Source organism: Streptomyces chryseus (assembly GCF_014650755.1).
In the GTDB taxonomy this organism is placed as follows: Bacteria; Actinomycetota; Actinomycetes; order Streptomycetales; family Streptomycetaceae; genus Streptomyces; species Streptomyces chryseus.
The window spans coordinates 42,214-62,876 of sequence record NZ_BMVO01000003.1 but is presented as its reverse complement, the minus strand read 5'-3'; the positions used below and the strand labels follow the sequence as shown (position 1 = coordinate 62,876).

General features: G+C 71.9%; 13 protein-coding genes. 4 read left to right on the top strand and 9 right to left on the bottom strand.

From position 1 onward, the window contains the following. Positions 1-24 precede the first annotated feature (24 nt). The 6 genes from IE185_RS06960 to IE185_RS06935 all read right to left on the bottom strand — a co-directional run bounded on the left by IE185_RS06960 (position 25) and on the right by IE185_RS06935 (position 6,642). The gene (locus IE185_RS06960) at positions 25-1,209 is read right to left on the bottom strand and encodes a YncE family protein (RefSeq protein WP_138896147.1); all 1,185 of its coding nucleotides are present in this window, start codon (positions 1,207-1,209) and stop codon (positions 25-27) included. Further along, on the bottom strand, positions 1,206-1,982 hold the full coding sequence (locus IE185_RS06955; protein WP_189714815.1) for a polysaccharide deacetylase family protein: 777 nt from the start codon (positions 1,980-1,982) through the stop codon (positions 1,206-1,208). The genes IE185_RS06960 and IE185_RS06955 overlap by 4 nt, the downstream gene beginning before the upstream one ends. Positions 1,983-2,374: 392 nt before the next feature. After that, entirely contained in the window at positions 2,375-2,902 is a 528-nt protein-coding gene (locus IE185_RS06950) for an ATP-binding protein (protein ID WP_138899270.1), read from the bottom strand. Between the two features lie 248 nt (positions 2,903-3,150). Beyond that, the gene (locus IE185_RS06945) at positions 3,151-3,918 is read right to left on the bottom strand and encodes an enoyl-CoA hydratase/isomerase family protein (RefSeq protein WP_138899269.1); all 768 of its coding nucleotides are present in this window, start codon (positions 3,916-3,918) and stop codon (positions 3,151-3,153) included. A 92-nt stretch (positions 3,919-4,010) separates the two neighbouring features. Beyond that, complete coding sequence (locus IE185_RS06940; RefSeq protein ID WP_189714813.1) at positions 4,011-5,264, bottom strand: L,D-transpeptidase; 1,254 nt, start codon at positions 5,262-5,264, stop codon at positions 4,011-4,013. Between the two features lie 178 nt (positions 5,265-5,442). Then, positions 5,443-6,642, bottom strand: coding sequence for a L,D-transpeptidase (locus IE185_RS06935; protein ID WP_229843384.1), 1,200 nt, complete (start codon positions 6,640-6,642; stop codon positions 5,443-5,445). Positions 6,643-6,807: 165 nt separating this feature from the next. On the opposite strand from IE185_RS06935, the gene glgX reads away from it, so the two are divergent. The 4 genes from glgX to IE185_RS06915 all read left to right on the top strand — a co-directional run bounded on the left by glgX (position 6,808) and on the right by IE185_RS06915 (position 15,230). Further along, complete coding sequence (gene glgX / locus IE185_RS06930) at positions 6,808-9,114, top strand: glycogen debranching protein GlgX (RefSeq protein ID WP_167518903.1); 2,307 nt, start codon at positions 6,808-6,810, stop codon at positions 9,112-9,114. 34 nt (positions 9,115-9,148) lie between these two features. Next, the gene (locus tag IE185_RS06925; RefSeq protein ID WP_138894508.1) at positions 9,149-10,972 is read left to right on the top strand and encodes an ABC transporter ATP-binding protein; all 1,824 of its coding nucleotides are present in this window, start codon (positions 9,149-9,151) and stop codon (positions 10,970-10,972) included. Next, entirely contained in the window at positions 10,969-12,873 is a 1,905-nt protein-coding gene (locus IE185_RS06920; protein WP_138894509.1) for an ABC transporter ATP-binding protein, read from the top strand. Before IE185_RS06925 ends, IE185_RS06920 begins: the two co-directional genes overlap by 4 nt. Before the next feature lie 329 nt (positions 12,874-13,202). After that, complete coding sequence (locus tag IE185_RS06915) at positions 13,203-15,230, top strand: M4 family metallopeptidase (protein ID WP_138894510.1); 2,028 nt, start codon at positions 13,203-13,205, stop codon at positions 15,228-15,230. 78 nt (positions 15,231-15,308) lie between these two features. Here the strand turns inward: IE185_RS06915 and glgP are convergent, their stop codons facing one another. The 3 genes from glgP to IE185_RS06900 form a co-directional block, all read right to left on the bottom strand. Then, positions 15,309-17,960: an alpha-glucan family phosphorylase gene (gene glgP, locus IE185_RS06910; RefSeq protein ID WP_138894511.1), complete on the bottom strand. Its 2,652-nt coding sequence runs from the start codon at positions 17,958-17,960 to the stop codon at positions 15,309-15,311. 125 nt (positions 17,961-18,085) lie between these two features. Then, positions 18,086-19,372, bottom strand: a complete 1,287-nt coding sequence (locus IE185_RS06905; RefSeq protein WP_138894512.1) for a flavin-dependent oxidoreductase — start codon at positions 19,370-19,372, stop codon at positions 18,086-18,088. Positions 19,373-19,383: 11 nt separating this feature from the next. After that, positions 19,384-20,538 (bottom strand): monodechloroaminopyrrolnitrin synthase PrnB family protein, encoded by a 1,155-nt coding sequence (locus IE185_RS06900; RefSeq protein WP_138894513.1) that lies wholly within the window; start codon positions 20,536-20,538, stop codon positions 19,384-19,386. Positions 20,539-20,663 lie beyond the last annotated feature (125 nt).

Below are 20,663 nucleotides of genomic sequence, written 5' to 3'. Positions count from 1 at the left end.
CGGTGCGCCCGCCCGGACCACGCGTCAGCGGAAGATGCCGGTGTGCCCCAGGGAGTAGCGGCCCGGCTGCGGGTAGACCGCGAGGCCGTGCGGACCGCCACCGACCGGGATACGGGCGAGCTGCTTGCCGGTGGTGGTGTCGACGGCGTACACCTCCGAGTCGTAACGGCCTGACAGCCACAGCACCTTGCCGTCGGCCGAGACACCGCCCATGTCGGGGCTGCCGCCGTCGGGCAGGTGCCACTTCTTCGTCAGCTTGTTCCGGGTGAAGTCGAAGACGGAGATCGAGCCCTCGCCCCGGTTGGACACGTACATCTCCTTGGAGTCGCGGGAGACGTAGAGGCCGTGGCAGCCCTTGCCCGTCGGCAGCAGCTCGGGGGTGGTGAACTTCTCGCCGTCCAGCACCCACATGCCGTGCGCCATCATGTCGGCGATGTAGATCGTCCTGCCGTCGGGCGAGATCTTCACGTCCTGCGGCATCGCGCCCTCGAACGGGAGCTTCTGCTGGCCGACGACCTCCATCTTCTCGGTGTCGACCTTGAGCAGTTCGCCGGAGAACTCGCAGGAGACGACGAAGTACCGGCCGTCGGCGGAGAAGTCGGCGTGGTTGACGCCCGCGCAGGACACCGGCACTGTCTTGACGCGGTCCATGGTGTGCGGGTCGCGGAAGACCAGTTCGCGGTCCATCGACGCCATGACGACGGCGTACCTGCCGTTGGGCGTGAAGTAGAGGTTGTACGGGTCGTGCACCTCCACCGGTTTGCCCACCGCGCCGGTGGCCGGGTTGATCGGTGTGAGGGTGTGGCCGCGGTTGTTGTTGACCCACAGCGTCTTCAGGTCCCAGGACGGGACGACGTGCTGCGGCTGGACGCCGACCGGGATCGTCTTGACGACCTTGTACGTCTTGGGGTCGATCACCGACACCGTGTTGGAGTTGGTGTTGGGGACGTAGACCCGGGACGGGAAGTTCTTGACCACCGGTGACAGCTTGTTCGGCCGGTCGGCGGCGTACACGTCCTTGGGGTCGAGCACCGGCGGCATGCCCGGCAGCCCCGCCGGCGCGGTGTTCCTCACCTCGCCGGGCGGCGCGGCGCCCTCGGTGCCGCGCGCCTCGGCGGAGCTCTTGTCGTCGGGGCCGCCGCAACCGGCGAGGGCGGCCAGGAGGGCGCCGGCGAGCAGCGCGGTCGTGCGTCGAATGATCGTCGTCATCGGGTCAGCAGCTCCGTGGTCGTCACCGCGCGCAGGCCGCGGCGGTCGAGTTCGTCGAGGAGGGCGGGCAGCGCGGCGACCGTGTCCGCGTAGCCGAAGTGCAGGCTCACCACGGATCCGTTGCGGATCTCCCCGGTGACGGTGCGGGTGACGGCCGGGGCGCCGGGCGAGGTGAAGTCGAGCGAGTCGACGTCGTACGAGAGGACGTGCGGGTATCCGGCACGGCGCGCCAGCCGCTGCACGAGCGGTGTGGCGTACTGGCTTCGCGAGGGCCGGAACCAGGTGCCGATGGATCCGGTGAGCCGGCGCAGCCGGTCCGCGCAGCCGGTGATCTCGGTGTACGCCTCCCGCTCCCCCATGGCGGAGATGGCGAGGTGGCGCTGGGTGTGGTTGCCGAGTTCGTGGCCGCCGTCGAGGATCCGGCGGGCGAGCGCGGGGTGGGCGTCGAGCCATGCGCCGACCGCGAGGACGGTGACGCGGGCGCCGCGCCGCTCGGCCTCGGCGAGTACGGCGCGGGCGGTGGCCGGGTCGCCCTGACCGTGGAAGGTGAGCGCGACCCGGGGCCGGTCGCGCGGGCCGTGGGTGATCTGGACGGGCAGCCCTGCGAAGCGGTGGGGGGCGGGAGCCGGGCGGGGCGGCGCGGACGAGGCGGCGGCGGGTGACCCGGAGCCGGCGTCGCAGCCGGTGGCGAGCGCTCCCGCGACGGCCGCCCCGGCCGCTCCGGCTCCGGCCCGCAGCACGCTGCGGCGGCATGTCTGAGTCACGCGCCCCATTTAAGGGGTAATGCGAGCAAAAGGTAACGATTGAGCCAATTCGCGGCCGAGCGGGTCGCCCGGCCTGGAGGGCCACCCAGGGACCCCCGCTAATGAATCACGCAGCTCACTTCATATCTATGCACTCATTACCAGGCAGGTGGCACAGTTCACCTGTGATTCATCAATGCAATCTGCCACTCTGCGACACATTGTCCCGGTGTGGTCTTTTGGCACCGTGCTCACCTGTCTGCCATAGTCGGTGCCACGACCCCCATTGACCCGGGCCAGGTCGTCATCACAAGCGGCCGTGGATCACACCCCCCCGTTCCACGGCGCTCCACAGAAGCCCCCGACGTGCCGCACCCCGGCCACAGGGGGCTTCTGTGCATGCCGCTCGGCAGGTGCGACGCCTAGCGCTCGGAGGTGCGGTCGCTGACCCGCATCTCGAACCAGGTGGTCTTGCCGCGCGGCAGGAGGTCCACACCCCACCGGTCGGAGAGCTTGTCGACGAGGAAGAGCCCTCGGCCGCTGGTGTCGAGTTCGTGCACGGGCATCAGGCAGGGCAGACCGCGCGACGGGTCGCGCACCTCGATCCGCATCCAGCCCCTGCGGCGCAGCATGCGCAGCCCGAAGACACGAGCGCCGGTGTGCCGCACCGCGTTGCCCACCAGCTCGGAGACCAGCAGCACCGCGTACTCCGCGGTCTGCGGCGAGAGCTGCCACTGGCGGAACACCACGCAGTGCGTGAGCCGCCGCGCCGTCGCCGCCGACTCCGGACGGGACGGCAGACGCACTTCTTCGTCTGCCGGATTCCCGAACAACTCCACTGCTTTGAACGCCTGTTCGTCCTCGACCGCCGGCGTCCACCGCGCGGCCGTCGCGCTGCCGCGCGGCCGCGGTTGCTCCATACCCTCCAGCCCCGCCATGCCCCCCATCATGGCCGCCCGGGAGGCCACCCGGGGCCGTTCCGGGGGATTCAGTCCCTGGCGACCACCCCGTTCAGGGGTGCGGGTTGACATATGCCAGAGGCAGCACATGCCCCGCCGCACCCCCTGCGACCTGCGGTGACGTGGCGCTTACGCCTGATCACCCGGCGCCCGGAGCAAGGCTCGCTTCAGGCGGGCTTAAGGCGGCGTTAATCCGCCCGAGAGGATGACCCCCCGGATTCACGCCAACTTGCCTCGACTCAGAGGAACTTGGCCTTGCCGGGCCCCTCGTCGACGAAACTGCGCATGCCGCGCTCGCGGTCCTCGGTGGCGAACAGCCCGGCGAACCAGTTGCGTTCGATGGTGAGCCCGGTGTCCAGGTCCGTTTCGAGGCCCGCGTCGACGCACTCCTTCGCCGCGCGCAGCGCCGTCGCGGGGCCCTGGGCGAGCTTCGCGGCCCAGGCGTGCGCCTGCTCGTACACCTCGGCGGCCGGCACGACCCGGTCGACGAGTCCGATCGTCAGCGCCTCGTCGGCGCGCACGTGACGTCCGGTGAAGATGAGGTCCTTGGCCTTGGACGGGCCGACCAGCCGCGCGAGCCGCTGCGTGCCGCCCGCGCCGGGGATCAGGCCGAGGAGGATCTCGGGCTGGCCGAGCTTGGCGTTGTCGCCGGCGATGCGGAAGTCGGCGCACAGGGCGAGCTCGCAGCCGCCGCCCAGGGCGTAACCGGTGACCGCCGCGACGACGGGCTTGGGGATGCGGGCGACGGCGGTGAAGGAGTCCTGGAGGGCCCGGGAGCGTACGACCATCGCCGCGTGGTCCATCGCCTGCATCTCCTTGATGTCCGCGCCGGCCGCGAACACCTTCTCGCCGCCGTAGAGAACCACGGCGCGCACGTCGTCGCGCCGGGTCGCCTCCTCGGCGAGCTCGCGCAGCCGGTCCTGGGTGGCGATGTCCAGTGCGTTCATCGGGGGGCGGTCCAGCCGGATGGTGCCGACGCCCTCGGAGACTTCGAGATTCACAGTCATACGAGCGAGGTTAGCCCGCGTTAACGACAACGGACCCGGTGCGCTCGATCACAGTGCACCGGGTCCGTACGTCCGTACAGCGTGTGTTACTTCTACTTCTTCCACTCCGCCCAGGACATGTTCCAGCCGTTGAGGCCGTTGTCGGGCTGGATCTGCTTGTCGTTGGAGTTCTTCACGACGACCACGTCACCGAGGATCGAGTTGTTGAAGAACCAGGCGGCCGGAGCTTCCTTGTCCCACCCGCCCCGCACGTCCCGCAGACCCACGCACCCGTGGCTGACGTTCGCCGACCCGAAGGTTCCGGCGCCCGCCCAGTAGTTGCCGTGGATGAAGGTGCCGGAGGTCGACAGGCGCATCGCGTGCGGTACGTCCTTGATGTCGTACTCGCCGCCGAAGCCGACGGTGGCACCGTTCATGCGGGTCACCTTGTACTTCTCGCTGATGACCATCTGGCCGTTGTACGTCGTCGTCGACGGGGCGCCCGCGGTGATCGGGATCGTCTTGAAGACCTTGCCGTCGCGCTTGACGGTCATCGTGTAGGCCTTGGCGTCCACCACGCTGACCTGGCTGCGGCCGACCGTGAACCTCACCGTCTTCGACTGCTTGCCGTACACGCCGGGCCGGCCCTCCACGCCGTCGAGGTTCAGCTTCAGCGTCACCTTGGTGCCCGCGGCCCAGTACTTCTCGGGACGGAAGTCGAGGCGGTCGTTGCCGAACCAGTGGCCCTCGATCGGCACCGACGGCTCGGCCGTCACCTTGACGGCCTTCTCGACGTCCTCGGGCGCGGTGATGCCACGGCTGAAGCGCAGCGAGACCGGCATGCCGACGCCGACGGTGGAGCCGTCCTCGGGCGTGAAGTAGCTGACGAACGTGTTCTTCGGTACGAGCGTCGTGAAGGTGGTGTCCTTCGCGGACTCGCGGCCCTCGGAGTCTTTCGCGATCGCGTGGACCTTGTACCGGGTGGCCGCGCCGAGGTGGTGCGCCGGCTCCCAGGAGGTGCCGTCCGCGGTGATCTTGCCCTCGACCTCGTTGCCCTTGGTGTCCTCGACCTTGACGGACGTCAGCCTGCCCTTGTCCGCGCCGATCTTCAGAGCCCCGCTGGTGGCCACGTTCTTCGCGTCGTCCTTCGGCGCGATGGTCACCACCGCCTGCGACGCCTGGGTGTCGCCGGCCTTCCCCGCCCCGTCCTTCTTGCCCTTGCCGTCACCGGAATCGCTTCCCGCGCACGCCGTGACGAACAGCAGCATCGCCCCCAGCAGCAGAGCCAGCAGTCCCGGGCCCCCGCGGCGGGATCCGCGCTCCCGGCGCGTCCCGGCCGACGTCCCCGATATCGGCTGCCTTTTCACGTGTTGTTCTCCCCTCGCACGGCCTGGCCCCAGCCATGGCCCGCACCCCCACGCGCAGCAACCGCGCGTCTGGTGAATGGTAATCACACCGGGCGTGTCGCCGACTGCGCGTGTATGTCACCGTTCGGTCCCAAGTGCGAGGAGAACGGGCGCGGGGGCCGTGCAGGTCAGGGAGGGGTTATCGGAGCGCGGAACCGGCCTTCCAACGGTCCCACTCCATGTTCCAGCCGCCGAGGCCGTTGTCGGGAGCCACCTTCCGGTCGCGCGAGTTCACCACTTCCACCACATCGCCCACGAGCGTGCGGTCGAAGAACCAGCCGGCCGGGGTGTCCGGGCTGCCGCCCTTCACATCGCGCAGCCCGACGCAGCCGTGGCTCGTGTTGACCGATCCGAAGGTGTCGGCCGGGGCCCAGTAGTTGCCGTGCAGGAAGGTCCCCGACGCCGTCAGCCGCATCGCGTGCGGAACATCCGGAATGTCGTACTCGCCGCCGAAGCCGACGGTCCTGCCGTCCATCCGCGTGACGTCGTACAGCTCGGTGACCACCATCTTCCCGTTGTACGTCGTGGTCTTCGGCGCGCCCGCGCTGACCGGCACCTTCACCGGCTCCTCGCCGTCGCGCCGTACCACCATGGTGTGCGCCTCCGCGTCGACCGTGGAGACCTGGGAGCGGCCGACCGTGAAGCCGACGGCCTTGTGCTGGATGCCGAAGACGCCGGGCGCGGCCTCGACGTCGCGCAGCCGCAGGTCGACGCCGACGCGGGTGCCCGGCTTCCAGTACGCGCGCGGCCGGAAGTCGAGGCGCTGGGCGCCGAACCAGTGGCCGGACACCTCCACCGGCGGCTGGGAGGTGACCTCGATGGCGCGTTCGACGGCGGCCCGGTTGACGACGGGACGGTTGAAGGAGAAGGAGACGATCATGCCGGTGCCCACGGTGGAGCGGTTCTCCGGCTTGAAGTAGCCGATGAAGCGGTGCTCGGGGACGACCGTGGTGAACGAGGAGTGCCGGGCCGAGCGGCGGCCGTGACCGTCGACGGCGACCGCGTGGACCCGGTACTTGGCGGCCAGCCGCAGCGGCCCCGCGTCCGGGCGCCAGCTCAGCCCGTCGTCCGCGATCCTGCCGGTCACCTCGTGCTGGTCGGCGTCCTCGACCCGGACGACCCGCACCCGTTCGAGGCGCCCGTCCGGGACCCTCACCTCGATGCGGCCGTCGGCCCTGATCCCCTTCGCCCCGTCGGCGGGAACGATCCGGATGGCGTCCCGGGGCGAACGCGGCTTCCCGCCGAACAGCGCTTCGCCGTCGGCCGTGCAGCCCGCCAGTCCGGCGATCAGGCCCGCTCCTGCCAGTACGGCGGCCAGGACCGCCCGTGCGCGTCTCACTGCGTCTCTCACGCCGGGCCCAACGACCGCGCCCCTCCAGGGGAAACGTGAGTACGACCGCTGTTCCGGGAAGAACAGGTGGGAGGAACGCGCGAGGGGGCCACGGCCGGGACGCCGTACGGTCTCAGGATCCGCCGGTCCCAACGAGCCGCGGGAGGCTTACAGGTGTCCAGCGCACCCGAGCAGGAGGCAGTACAGGAGGCGGTGCGGGCAGCGGTGCCCGAGGCGGTGGGCGACGACCGCCCCGCGTCCGCGCCCGTCCCGGCGGCGGTCAACGGGCACCGCCCGGGCCACGACCGGGGCGGGCCGCCCGTGTGGCCCGGTGCGCCGACCCCGCTCGGGGCGCGCTTTCGCGTCGGACCCGACGGCGTGGCGGGCACCAACTTCGCGCTGTGGGCGGGCGGGGCCGAGGCCGTCGAGGTGTGCCTCTTCGACGCGGACGGCACCGAGCGGCGCTGCCCGCTGACCGAGCTCACCCACGAGATCTGGCACGGCTTCGTACCCGGCGTACGGGCGGGACAGCGCTACGGCTTCCGGGTGCACGGCCGCTGGGATCCCTGGACCGGCGCCCGCTGGAACCACGCGAAGCTGCTCCTCGACCCGTACGCGCGGGCCGTCGACGGCGACTTCACCCTGCCCGGCGAGGTGTACGGGCACGTCAGGGACTGGCCGCAGCAGAGCGTCGCGGACACCGTGCGCGACGACCGCGACTCGGCGCCGTTCGTCCCCAAGGGGGTGGTGGTGCACGACGAGGCGCCGGACGACGAGTGGGTCGACGACCGGCGGCCCAAGACGCCGTGGGCCGACACCGTCATCTACGAACTGCACGTGCGCGGCTTCACCAAGCTGCACCCGGGCATCCCCGAGGAGCTGCGCGGCACGTACGCCGGACTCGGGCACCCGGCGGCGGTCGAGCACCTCCAGCGGCTGGGGGTGACGGCCGTGGAGCTGCTGCCGGTGCACCAGTTCGCCCACGAGGACCATCTGCTGCGGCGCGGTCTGCGCAACTACTGGGGCTACAACTCCATCGGCTACTTCGCGCCGCACGCGGGGTACGCGGCGTCGGGGACGGCGGGGCAGCAGGTCGGCGAGTTCAAGGCGATGGTGCGCGCCCTGCACGCGGCCGGCATCGAGGTGATCCTCGACGTCGTCTACAACCACACCGCCGAGGCGGGCGAGCTCGGGCCCACGCTGTCCCTGCGCGGCATCGACAACCGCGGCTACTACCGCCTCCAGAACGACGCCAGACGGTACGCCGACTACACGGGGTGCGGGAACACCCTGCACGTCGTCCAGCCGAACGTGCTGCGGCTGATCACGGACTCGCTCCGGTACTGGGTGACCGAGATGGGCGTGGACGGCTTCCGCTTCGACCTGGCGGCGGCGCTCGCGCGCTCGATGCACGACGTCGACATGCTGTCGCCGTTCCTCGCGGTCATCGCGCAGGACCCGGTGCTGCGGCGGGTGAAGCTGATCGCCGAGCCGTGGGACGTGGGCAGCGGCGGCTACCAGGTCGGCGCGTTCCCGCCGCTGTGGACGGAGTGGAACGACCACTACCGGGACGCCGTACGGGACTTCTGGCGCGGAGCGCTGCCGGACGTCCGGGACCTGGGCTACCGGCTCTCGGGGTCGAGCGACCTGTACGCGTGGGGCGGCCGTCGCCCGTACGCGTCGGTCAACTTCGTCACCGCGCACGACGGCTTCACGCTGCGGGACCTCGTCTCGTACCACCAGAAGCAGAACGCCGCGAACGGCGAGGGCAACCGGGACGGGACGAACGACAACCGTTCGTGGAACTGCGGCGCCGAGGGCGAGACCGAGGACGCCGGGGTGAACGCGCTGCGCCGGCGGCAGCTGCGCAACCTGGTGACGACACTGCTGCTGTCGACGGGCGTGCCGATGCTGGTCGCGGGCGACGAGATGGGGCGTACGCAGGGCGGCAACAACAACGCGTACTGCCAGGACAACGAGGTCGGCTGGGTCGACTGGTCGCTGCTGGAGGACCCCGGCTGGCGGGAGCTGTTCCGGCTGACCTCGCGCCTCCTGGCCCTGCGCCACGCGCATCCGGTGCTGCGCCGGCGCGCCTTCTTCTCGGGGCGGCCGCAGGCGGCGGACGGGTTGCGCGACCTGGCGTGGTTCACCCCGCGCGGGGAGGAGATGACGCAGCAGGACTGGTACGCGCCGGCCTCGACCGTGGGGCTCTACCTGTCCGGCCGCGACATCCCGGGGCGCGACGCGCGCGGTGCGAAGATCACGGACGACAGCTTTCTCGCCGTACTCCACGCGGCGGACACTCCGGTCGATTTCACCCTGCCCGGGCCGCCGTGGGCGCGGACGTACGAACTGGTCGTCGACACCTCGCGGGAGAGCCAGGAGGACGGACCGGGGACGGTGCACCGGGCGGGCGGGGCCATCACCGTGCCGGCCCGGTCGGTGCTCCTGCTGAAGGCGGGTGCGGCCAAAAACCCATGAGCGCTGTCAGTGGTGAACCGTACGCTCGATCCTGATGACCGGAGCGGATGCACCCACCAGGAACCGATCGGCCGTACGTTCCCTGCTGCGCCTGTGGCCTTACGTGCGCCCGGTGCGCGAGCGGCTGGCCTGGGCGGCGTTCGTGGCGGTGCTGGCCTCCTGCCTGAGCCTGGTCATCCCGCTCGTCCTGAAGTGGATCGTGGACGGTCCGGTCGCGGAGCGGGACCCGGGCGGGGTGTGGCTGGGGGCGCTGTACCTGCTGCTGCTCGGGCTCGCGGAGGCGGCGCTCTTCGGGCTCCGGCGGTGGCTGGTGGCCCGGCCGCTGGCCGGGGTGGAGGCGGCGATGCGCGACGACCTGTACCGGCATCTCCAGCGGCTGCCGGTGGCCTTCCACGACCAGTGGCCGTCGGGGCAGTTGTTGTCACGCGGGACCACGGATCTGATGCTGCTGCGGATGTTCCTGGCGTTTCCCCTGACGTTCCTGCTGGTCAATGGGGTGACGATCCTCGTCGGGTTCGTCATCCTGCTACAGCAGCAGTGGTCGCTGGGGCTGGTGCTGCTGGCGCCGGCGGTGCCGCTGGTGGTGCTGTGTTCCCTCTTCGAGTCGAAGTACTCGCTGGTCGCGCGGCGTTCCCAGGACCAGGTCGGTGATCTGACCACGGTCGTCGAGGAGAGCGTGCTGGGCATCCGCGTCATCAAGGGATTCGGCCGCCACCGCAGTCAGGCCCGGGCGTTCCGGGAGCTGTCGCTGACCCTCCGGGGCACCGAGCTGGTCAAGGCCCGGCTGCTGGCGGGCATCTGGACGACCATCACCGCCCTGCCGGAACTGGCGATCGGGGCGGCGCTCGTCCTCGGCACCGTCCAGGTCGCCGACGGAGGGCTGTCGGCGGGCACGCTGGTGGCGTTCCTGTCGACGGCGCTGGCCCTGCGGTGGCCAGTGGAGTCGATCGGCTTCCTGCTCGCGATCAGCCAGGACGCGGCGACGGCGACCGAGCGGTATTTCGAGGTGATGGACGCGCCGGAGGAGACGGCAGGGGGCGGCGCGCCGCCGTCGCCCCCGGCGACCGCCGGCCGGGACGGGATGGTGTTCGACGCCGTCGAGTTCCGCTACCCCGACGCGCCCGAGGGGACGCCGCCCGTACTGGCCCGGGTCGATCTGCACGTACGGCCCGGCGAGACCATGGCCCTCGTCGGGGCCACCGGCAGCGGCAAGACGACGCTCACCGCGCTCGTCCCCCGGCTGCACGAGGTGACGGGCGGGCGGATCACGCTAGACGGGCAGGACATCACCGCGATGCCCCGCGAGCGGCTGCGGGAGCTGGTGTCCGTGGCCTTCGAGGAGCCCACGCTGTTCTCCGCGAGCGTCGGCGAGAACGTGCTGATGGGCGCGGGCGGCGGCGCGGGCGAGGCCGATCTGGAGCGGGCGCTGGACACCGCCCAGGCCCACTTCGTGCACCGGCTGCCCGAGGGCGCGGCCACCCAGGTCGGCGAGCAGGGGCTGAGTCTGTCCGGCGGGCAGCGACAGCGGCTCGCGCTGGCCAGGGCGGTGGTCGGCAGGCCGCGTTTCCTGGTGCTCGACGATCCGCTGTCGGCCCTGGACGTGCACACCGAGGCGCTGGTGGAGGCCGCACTGCGGCGCGTCCTCGCGGACACCACCGCGCTGGTCGTCGCGCACCGCCCGTCCACGGTGCTGCTCGCGGACCGGGTGGCGCTGCTCTCCGGCGGCCGGGTCACGGCGGTCGGCACCCATCAGGAGCTGCTGCGCACCAGCGACGAGTACGCCTGGCTGATGTCCGGGGCGGGCGACGGCGGGACGAGCGACGGCCGGACCGCCGGCGAGAAGGGGGACACGGCATGACCACCACCGCGGACGACCGCCCGAACGACCAGAGGCCCCCGGACACCGGGCCGCCCCGCCAGCCGCAGGCGCGGACGGAGCCCCGGCCGCAGGCCCGGCCCGAGGGGGGCGGGGACCCGTTCGACCGGGACGCTCTGCCCGCGCCGAAGGGGGCGACGGGGGCGCTGCTGCGTTCGCTGCTGCGGCCACGGCGGGCCAGGGTGGCGGTCGCCACGCTCCTCCTGCTGCTCCAGCAGGCCGCCGTGCAGGCCGGTCCGCTGCTCGTCGCGTACGCCATCGACCGGGGCGTACCGGCGCTGCGCCGCGACGACTTCGGGCCACTGGTCGTCGTCGCGGCCGGGTACCTGGTGTGCTCGGTCGGCGCGGGCCTGCTCCACTACGCCTTCATCCGGGTCTCCGCCCGCGTCAACCAGGACGTACTGCTCGATCTGCGCGGCAGGATCTTCCGGCACGCGCAGGCGTTGAGCGTCGACTTCCACGAGCGGTACACGTCCGGGCGGCTGATCTCGCGGTCGACGACCGACGTGGAGTCCCTGCGGCAACTGCTCGGCGAGGGCCTGCAGGAGCTGATCGGTGTCATCCTCTCCTGCGTCTACATCTGCGCCCTGCTGCTCTGGCTCGACGTGGGCATCGGCGGGCTCGCGGTGCTGTCGTTCGCGCCGCTGTACCTCCTGGTCCGGCGCTACCGGCGCCGCGTCTCGGTCGTGTTCGCCCACCGGTCGACGGCGATCGCGGCCGTCATCGTGAAGTTCGCGGAGACGATGAACGGGATCCGGCCCGTGCGGGCCTTCCGCCGCGAGCGGGCGAACGACGTGGAGTTCCGGGCGCTCAACCACCGCCACGAGCGGACGAACGGCGACGGCCTGCTGGAGATGGCGCGGTACGTCGTCGGGTCGCGGCTGGTCGCCAACACGACGGTCGCCGGGATCGTGCTGTGGGGCGCCCACCAGGTCGCCGAGGGCGCCCTGGCGCTCGGCGTCCTCGCCGCGTCCGTGCTCTATCTGCGGCGGCTCTACGACCCGATCGACCGGCTCGGGATGTTCCTCAACTCCTACCAGTCGGCGGCCGCTTCCCTGGAGAAGATCGCCGGCCTGCTCGCCCAGGTTCCCACCGTCCGCGAGCCCGCCGTGCCACGCGCGCTGCCCGCCCCGGCCGGCGGCGGGCCGGGGCGGGAGGTCGTCTTCGACGGCGTCAGCTTCGCCTACCGCACGGGCGGCGAGGTCCTGCCGCGCTTCAGCCTGACCCTGCCGGCCGGCCAGACCGTCGCCGTCGTCGGCTCGACGGGCGCGGGCAAGTCGACGCTCGCCAAGCTCCTGGCGCGCTTCTACGACCCGACCGAGGGCCGCGTCCTGCTCGACGGCACCGACCTGCGCGACCTGGCCGTGCCCGAACTGCGGCGCGGGGTGGTCATGGTGACCCAGGAGGCGTTCCTGTTCTCCGGCACGGTCGCCGAGAACATCGCCATCGGCCGCCCCGACGCCGCCCGGGAGGACATCGAGCAGGCCGCGAAGGCGATCGGCGCGCACGACTTCGTCGCCGGCCTGCCCGAGGGGTACGACACGGACGTACGCAAGCGGGGCGGCCGGATCTCGGCCGGGCAGCGTCAACTGGTCGCGTTCGCCCGCGCGCTGCTCGCCGACCCGGCGGTGCTGATCCTCGACGAGGCCACCTCGTCCCTGGACGTCCCCGGCGAGCGGGCGGTGCAGCGCGCGATGGACACCGTGCTGCGGGGACGTACGGCGGTGGTGATCGCGCATCGGCTGTCGACGGTGGAGATCGCCGACCGGGTGCTGGTCATGGAGCAGGGCCGCATCGTCGAGGACGGTTCCCCCGCCGCCCTCATCTCCGGTGCGGGGCGCTTCGCCCACCTGCACCGGGCCTGGCGGGACAGTCTGGCCTGACGGCGCGCGCAGCAGCCCGGCCGCCTCTCCCCGCGTCACCGTCCTGCGGAACGCACCGAACCGGTCAGCGGGCGACATCGTGCCCCGCGGCTACGGGCGGGGCCCCGGACGCCACTACCGGGGCTCGGTGACAGCCCGTGAAACGTCCGCTTAGCGAACATGACTATTCGGGCAACGGACGATTTCCGGCCAACTTCTTGACGCGCTCCTGACAGGAGGTCCGCACTCCTGCCACTCTTCCCCCGTTCCGCGCTTCACCTTGCTCCGCACGGCTCTGCCCGGGCAGCCCACCCAAGCCGCCCGCCACCCCCCTTGCAGAAGGAGTTCGCGTGAGATCCACGCCCAGACGACGTGCCACCGCGGCCGGTGCGCTGCTGACCGCCGCAGCGCTGCTGACGGTCGGCGTACAGGCCGGCACCGCGACGGCCGACGACGCCAGGACCGCCGCCCAGAAGACCGCCGCCGCGGGGAAGGCGGACCCGGGCGCACTGCCCGCGAAACTCTCCCCCGCCCAGCGCGCCGAGCTCATACGCGAGGCCAACGCCATGAAGGCGGCCACCGCCAGGGAACTCGGCCTGGGAGCGAAGGAGAAGCTCGCCGTACGCGACGTCGTCCAGGACCGCGACGGGACCACCCACACGCGGTACGAGCGCACGTACGACGGACTCCCGGTCCTCGGTGGCGACCTGATCGTCGCGGAGACGAAGGCGGGGAAGACCGAGGGCGTGACCAAGGCGTCCAGGGAGCGGCTCACGTCCGTCGACCTGAGCGCCGAGGTGGCACCCGCCACCGCGGAGAAGCAGGCGCTGGCCGCGGCGAAGGCCGAGGGCTCGAAGAAGACCGAGGCCGACCGCGCCCCGCGCAAGGTGGTGTGGATGGGGCAGGGCAAGCCCACGCTGGCGTACGAGACGGTCGTCGGCGGCCTGCAGCACGACGGCACCCCGAACGAGCTGCACGTCGTCACGGACGCCTCCACCGGCAAGAAGATCTTCGAGTGGCAGGCCATCCACAACGGCACCGGCAACACCCAGTACAGCGGCCAGGTGACGGTGGGCTCCGCCCCCTCGTACACGCTGACCGACACCGGGCGCGGCAACCACAAGACGTACAACCTCAACCGGGGTACGTCCGGCACCGGCACCCTCTTCTCGGGGCCGGACGACGTCTGGGGCGACGGCACCCCGCAGAACCTGGAGACCGCGGGTGCGGACGCGGCGTACGGGGCGGGACTGACCTGGGACTACTTCAAGAACGTGCACGGCCGCAGCGGCATCCGCGGTGACGGCGTCGGCGCGTACTCCCGGGTCCACTACGGCAACGCGTACGTCAACGCCTTCTGGTCGGACTCCTGCTTCTGCATGACGTACGGCGACGGGGCCGGCAACACCAAGCCGCTCACCTCGATCGACGTCGCCGCGCACGAGATGACGCACGGCATCACCTCCAACACCGCCGGCCTCGTCTACAGCGGCGAGTCGGGCGGCCTCAACGAAGCCACCTCCGACATCTTCGCCGCCGCCGTCGAGTTCGCCGCCAACAACCCGAAGGACCTCGGCGACTACCTGGTCGGCGAGAAGATCGACATCCGGGGCAACGGCACGCCGCTGCGCTACATGGACAAGCCGAGCAGGGACGGTTCCTCGAAGGACGCCTGGTACTCGGGCATCGGCGGCATCGACGTCCACTACTCGTCCGGCCCGGCGAACCACTGGTTCTACCTGCTCTCCGAGGGCAGCGGCGCCAAGACCGTCAACGGCGTCAGCTACGACTCGCCGACCTCCGACGGCCTGCCGGTGACCGGCATCGGCCGGGAGAAGGCCGCGCAGATCTGGTTCAAGGCGCTCACCACCAAGTTCAGCTCCTCGACCAACTACGCGGGTGCGCGCACCGGCACGCTCGCGGTCGCCGGTGAGCTGTACGGCACCACCAGCGCCGAGTACAAGGCCGTCGCCGACGCGTGGGCCGGCGTCAACGTCGGGACGCGTCCCGGCGGCGGCGACCCGGGCACCGGCACGTCGTTCGAGAACACCACCGATGTCGCCATCCCGGACAACGGCGCGGCGGTGACCTCGTCGGTCACCTCGACCAAGACGGGTGCGGCGCCCAGCAACCTCAAGGTCGACGTGAACATCGTCCACACCTGGCGCGGTGACCTGGTCGTCGATCTGCTGGCCCCTGACGGTACGGCGTACCGGCTGAAGAACTCCAGCGGCTCGGACTCGGCCGACAACGTCGTCGCGTCCTACACGGTCAACGCGTCGTCCGAGACGGCCAACGGCGTCTGGAAGCTCAAGGTCCAGGACGTGGCCGCGCAGGACACCGGCTACATCAACAGCTTCAAGGTGACCTTCCCATAAGGCGCCTCGAACGCAGACCAGCCCTGCGGGAGCGGACCACCGTTCCCGCAGGGCTGTTCCATGGACCGGTACGGGCCGTCAGCGCATCAGCACGCCCGCGCCCTCACCCGTCGCCTCCGTCGGCAGTGCCACCAGGCCCAGGTCCGCGTTGTGCGGCAGCAGGCGGTGGGACGGCAGTATCCGGACGGTGTAGCCGAAGGGTCCCGTGCGGTCGAGGGCCAGCGGGCCCTCGTACATCCAGCGGCCCTCCAGGTCCGGGCCACCCGCCGGTTTCAGCGGGAAGGTCCGCGCCTCGCCGATCGCGTCGTCCGGGTCGACCCGGCCGGCGACCGCCTGCACCTCCACGTCGTCGGGGCCCAGCGGGCCGAGCGCCACCCGGACCCGCAGGCTCAGCGTCGAGCCCAGCTCCGCCGTGCCGTTGACCGGGGTCGCCGCCAGCGCCTCGACGTGGTCCACCGCGACCTTCGGCCAGGCGGCGCGCACTCGCGCCTTCCACCGGGCCAGTTCCCGGGCAGCCTCGGGGACCATCGCGCGGTGCGCCTCGGCGGCCGGGGCGTACAGCCTCTCGACGTACTCCCGCACCATGCGTCCCGCGAGCACCTTCGGGCCGAGCCTGACCAGGGTCTGACGGACCATCTCGATCCACCGGTCGGGCAGCCCGCCGCGGCCCCGGTCGTAGAAGCGGGGCGCGACGCGCTGCTCGATGAGCTCGTACAGCGCGTTGGCCTCCAGCTCGTCGCGCCGGTCCTCACTGGTCGCCGCACCGTCGGCGGTCGGGATGGCCCAGCCGAAGTCCGGCTCGAACCACTCGTCCCACCAGCCGTCGAGAACCGACAGGTTGAGGCAGCCGTTGAGCGCGGCCTTCATGCCGCTCGTTCCGCACGCCTCCAGCGGGCGCAGCGGGTTATTGAGCCAGACGTCGCAGCCCGGATAGAGCTTCTTCGCCATGCCCATGCCGTAGTCGGGCAGGAAGACGATCCGGTGGCGCACCCGCGGGTCGTCCGCGAACCGCACCAGCTCCTGCACCAGCCGCTTCCCGCCGTCGTCCGCCGGGTGGGCCTTGCCCGCCACGACGATCTGCACCGGCCTGTCCGGGTGGAGCAGCATCTCCATCAGCCGGTCGCGGTCGCGCAGCATCAGGGTGAGGCGCTTGTACGACGGGACGCGCCGCGCGAAGCCGATCGTCAGGACGTCCGGGTCGAGCACGCCGTCGATCCACCCGAGTTCCGCGTCCCCGGCCCCGCGCTGGCGCCAGGAGGCGCGCAGGCGCTCCCGTACCTCCTGGACCAGCTGTTCGCGCAGGGTGCGCCGCAGGTCCCAGATGTCGGTGTCCGCGATGCCGGCGACGGCGTCCCAGCGCTGTCCGCCGTCGGCGGAGCCGCCGGACCCGACCGACAGGGCGTCCTCGGCGCGGCCCTCACCGATCTGCCGCGCCCCCAGGCGCATGACCTCGGGGGCGACCCAGGTCGGCGCGTGCACCCCGTTGGTGACGGAGGTGATCGGCACCTCCATGGGGTCGAATCCGGGCCACAGGCCGGAGAACATCCGGCGGCTGACCGCGCCGTGGAGCGTGGAGACGCCGTTGGCCCGCTGGGCGAGGCGCAGGCCCATCACGGCCATGTTGAACAGGTTGGGCTCGCCGCCCGGGTACGTCTCCATACCGAGCTGGAGGATGCGCCCGACGTCGACGCCCGGCAGCTCGCCGGACTCGCCGAAGTGGCGCGCGACCAGCTCGCGGTCGAAGCGGTCGATGCCGGCCGGTACGGGCGTGTGCGTGGTGAAGACGGTGCCGGCGCGCACCGCTTCGAGGGCGGGTTCGAATTCCACCCCTTCGCCGGCCAGTTCCCGGATCCGCTCCAGGCCGAGGAAGCCGGCGTGGCCCTCGTTGGTGTGGAACACCTCGGGCGCGGGGTGGCCGGTGAGGCGGCAGTACGAGCGGACGGCCCGCACCCCGCCGATGCCGAGCAGCATCTCCTGGAGCAGCCGGTGCTCGCTGCCCCCGCCGTACAGCCGGTCGGTGACGTCGCGCTCGCCCGCCGCGTTCTCCTCGACGTCCGAGTCGAGCATCAGCAGCGGTACGCGTCCGACGCGCGCCTGCCAGATGTGGGCCCGCAGAGACCGCCCGCCGGGCAGGCTCAGCGCGACCTGGCTGGGGGTGCCGTCGGCCTCCCGGAGAAGGGAGACGGGCAGTTCGTTGGGGTCGAGGAGGGGATAGTGCTCCTGCTGCCAGCCTTCCCTGGACAGGCTCTGCCGGAAGTAGCCGTGCCGGTAGAGGAGCCCTACCCCGATGAGGGGTACGCCGAGGTCACTGGCGGCCTTCAGGTGGTCCCCGGCGAGGATGCCGAGGCCGCCCGAGTACTGCGGGAGAGCCGCTGTGACCCCGAACTCGGGGGAGAAGTAGGCGATGGCCGCGGGCAGTTCCGGGTTCGGTGACTGCGACTGGTACCACCGCCGGCCGCGCAGGTAGTCGTCCAGGTCGTCCGCCGCGGCGGTCAGCCGGCGCAGGAACCGCCGGTCCTGGGCGAGCTCGGTGAGCCGCCCGGCGGGTACGGAGCCGAGCAGCCGTACGGGATCACCCCCGGAGGCTGCCCAGCCTTCGGGGTCCACGGCCTCGAACAGGTCGCGGGTCTCGGTGTGCCAGGACCATCGCAGATTGCGGGCGAGGTCGCTGAGCGGTCGTAGGGGATCGGGGAGAACGGGGCGCACGGTGAATCGACGAATGGCCTTCACGTGTTCCACCTTCGCAGGGGACATACGAACCGGGTCGGACGCACGGCGGTGTGTGTCCGGCCTTTCCCCCACGAAGGTAGTGGCACCCCGCTCTCCGCCACCACGGCGCACGGGGGCGCTGGGGATCATCGCAGGGCGTGCGTCCCCACGTCGTACGGCGATCCGAGGTTGACGGTGGCCGGGTCGAACGCGCCGGTCGCCGCGTACCGGGCGAAGACGGCCGCCCGTTCCTCGGCCGGGATCACCTCGTCGATGTCGGTGAATCCGCCGGACGCCCGCTCGTGCGCCAGATTGATGACGACCTCGGGCCCCAGCCGCCGGTTGGCCCGCTGGAGTTCGGTCATCGCGGGCCTGCGGTCGGCCTCGTACGCCGCGAGGGCCTCGGCCGGGTCGGCGTGCCGGGCCATGGCGTGGGCCAGGGCGCGGGCGTCGACGATCGACTGGGTCGCGCCGTTCGACCCGATCGGGTACATGGCGTGGGCCGCGTCGCCGATCAGTGTCGTACGGCCGTGGCTCCAGCGCTCCAGCGGGTCGATGTCCACCATCGGGTACTCGAACGCGCGCTCGGTGGCCCGCAGTACGTCCGGGACGCTGACGCCGTCGAACTCCCAGCCCTCGTAGTGCCGCAGGAACTTGCCGACCGGGACCGGCCGGTTCCAGTCGCCGCGCGCGGCGTCGTCGACGGACTCGGCGGGCATCGCGAGCGCCCAGTTGACCAGGACCTCCCCGGTCCGGGGGTCCGGCTCGGTCATCGGGTAGATCACGGCCTTCTGCCGGTCGGAGCCCGCGACGCACATGAACGTGCCGGCCCGTTCGGCGGGCATCCGCGAGGTGCCGCGCCACACGAGCATGCCGTTCCACAGCGGCTCGCCGCTGCCCGGGTGGAAGGCGGTGCGGACGGTGGAGCGGATGCCGTCGGCGCCGATCAGCACGTCGGGCTCCAGCGCGGCGTACCCGCGCGTCGTGTCGTCGCGGTGCTCCAGCTTCACGCGCGCCCGGCCGCTCGGCAGCGGTGTCACCCGGGACACCCGCACACCGCCGACGACGGCGTCCGGGCCCAGCCGCTCCCGTACCGCGGCGGCCAGGGCGAGCTGCAGGTGGCCCCGGTGGACCGAGAGCTGCGGCCAGCGGTAGCCGGCGCCGAGGCCGCGCGGCTCGCGGGAGATCAGGCCGCCGGAGCAGTGGTAGTAGCGCAGCTCGCGGGTGCGCACGGCCTGCTGGTCGAGCACGCCGAGGAGCCCGAGCGCGTCGAGTTCGCGCACGGCGTTGGGCATGATGTTCAGCCCGGCGCCGACCGGCTGGATCTCGCGCGCGGCCTCGGCCACGGTGATCCGGCGGAAACCGGCCGCGTGCAGGCTCAGGGCGGCGGTGAGTCCGGCGATGCCGCCGCCCGCGATCAGGATGTGGGTCATGATGGGGCCCTTCAGGCGTGGGAGGCGACCGGGGTGCGCGGGCGGGCGGTGGCGCGGCGCACGAGGGTCTCGTTGTCCCGGGTCAGGTCGAGCACCGAGCGCAGCAGCTCGATCGGCGCGCCGCCGGAGCCCACCTCGTACAGCCGCACATCCTCGCTGTACGCCTTGCGGGCGATGCCGATGTGGCGCGCCCGGAAGGTCTTGAGGATGCGCAGGACACGGGCCAGGGAGACGGCGGAGGCGGCGAGCTGCGGGGACAGCCGGTCGGCGGCCGCCCAGTCGGTCGCGGCGGCCAGCCGGGAGACGGCGGAGGTGCCGACGCGGTGCGCGGCGTGGAAGTCGCGCCAGGAGGGCAGCGAGTACCGCACCGACTCGGCGAGGAAAGCGTCGTACTCCGGGCTGTTGTGGTCGCACTGCCACAGCGTCAGGTCGACCAGCCACAGCGGGACCTGGGCCGCGGCGGGTCCGAGGAAGGCGTGGCCCGCCACGTCCACCTCCTCGAAGTACGGGCGCAGGACCTGGGCGAAGAAGACCGGGGAGACGTTGGCGACGGTGAAGTCGATGGAGTCGACCATCGACTGGACGTGCTGCGCCGTGCGGTCGAGTGCGACGGCGAAGCCCGGATCGTGCGGTTCGAGGCGGGCCAGCGCGGCGCAGGTGTCGAGCGAGGCGGCGAGGCTGGGGAAGACCATACGGACGGCGTCCTGGAGGTTGCCCTCCATCTCCTCCCCCGTGAACATGCGCTGGCGCGCGCCGATCGGGTTCCACGTCGTGTAGTGGTGCACGGTGTCGCGCGGCACCATGTCGGTACGCCGCCCCAGCGCCTCCAGGACCGGCCCGGCCTCGGGGACGACGGTCAGCGGCTCGGTGCCGTGCCGTTTGAGCGAACCGAGGAACATGCCGAGGTCGCGCATGGCGGCGAGCGCCTCGACGACGTTCCACCGGGCCACGACGGCGGGCAGCGGCAGCAGGGTGCGCAGGGCGACGGTGAGCGCCGGCACGTCGGCGTCGCGGTTCATCGCGGGCAGTACGGCGAGCAGCGGGTCGGCGGCCAGCGGGTCGGCCCGGCGTATCTCGGATATCCGGTAGCGCGGCTCGTTGCGCGCGTCGAGACCGGGCGCGACGAAGTCGGCGGCGTCCCGCAGGTACGTGACGTGCGTGATCATGGAAGGGCCCCCTCGGGCGGTGGGATGCGGTGGATGCCATGCGGTGCGGCCGACGGCGTGGGTCCGACGCGGCGTGGGCGCGGCGGAGGCTTGCGCAGTGCGGTGGTGCGGTCCGTGGTGGCGGC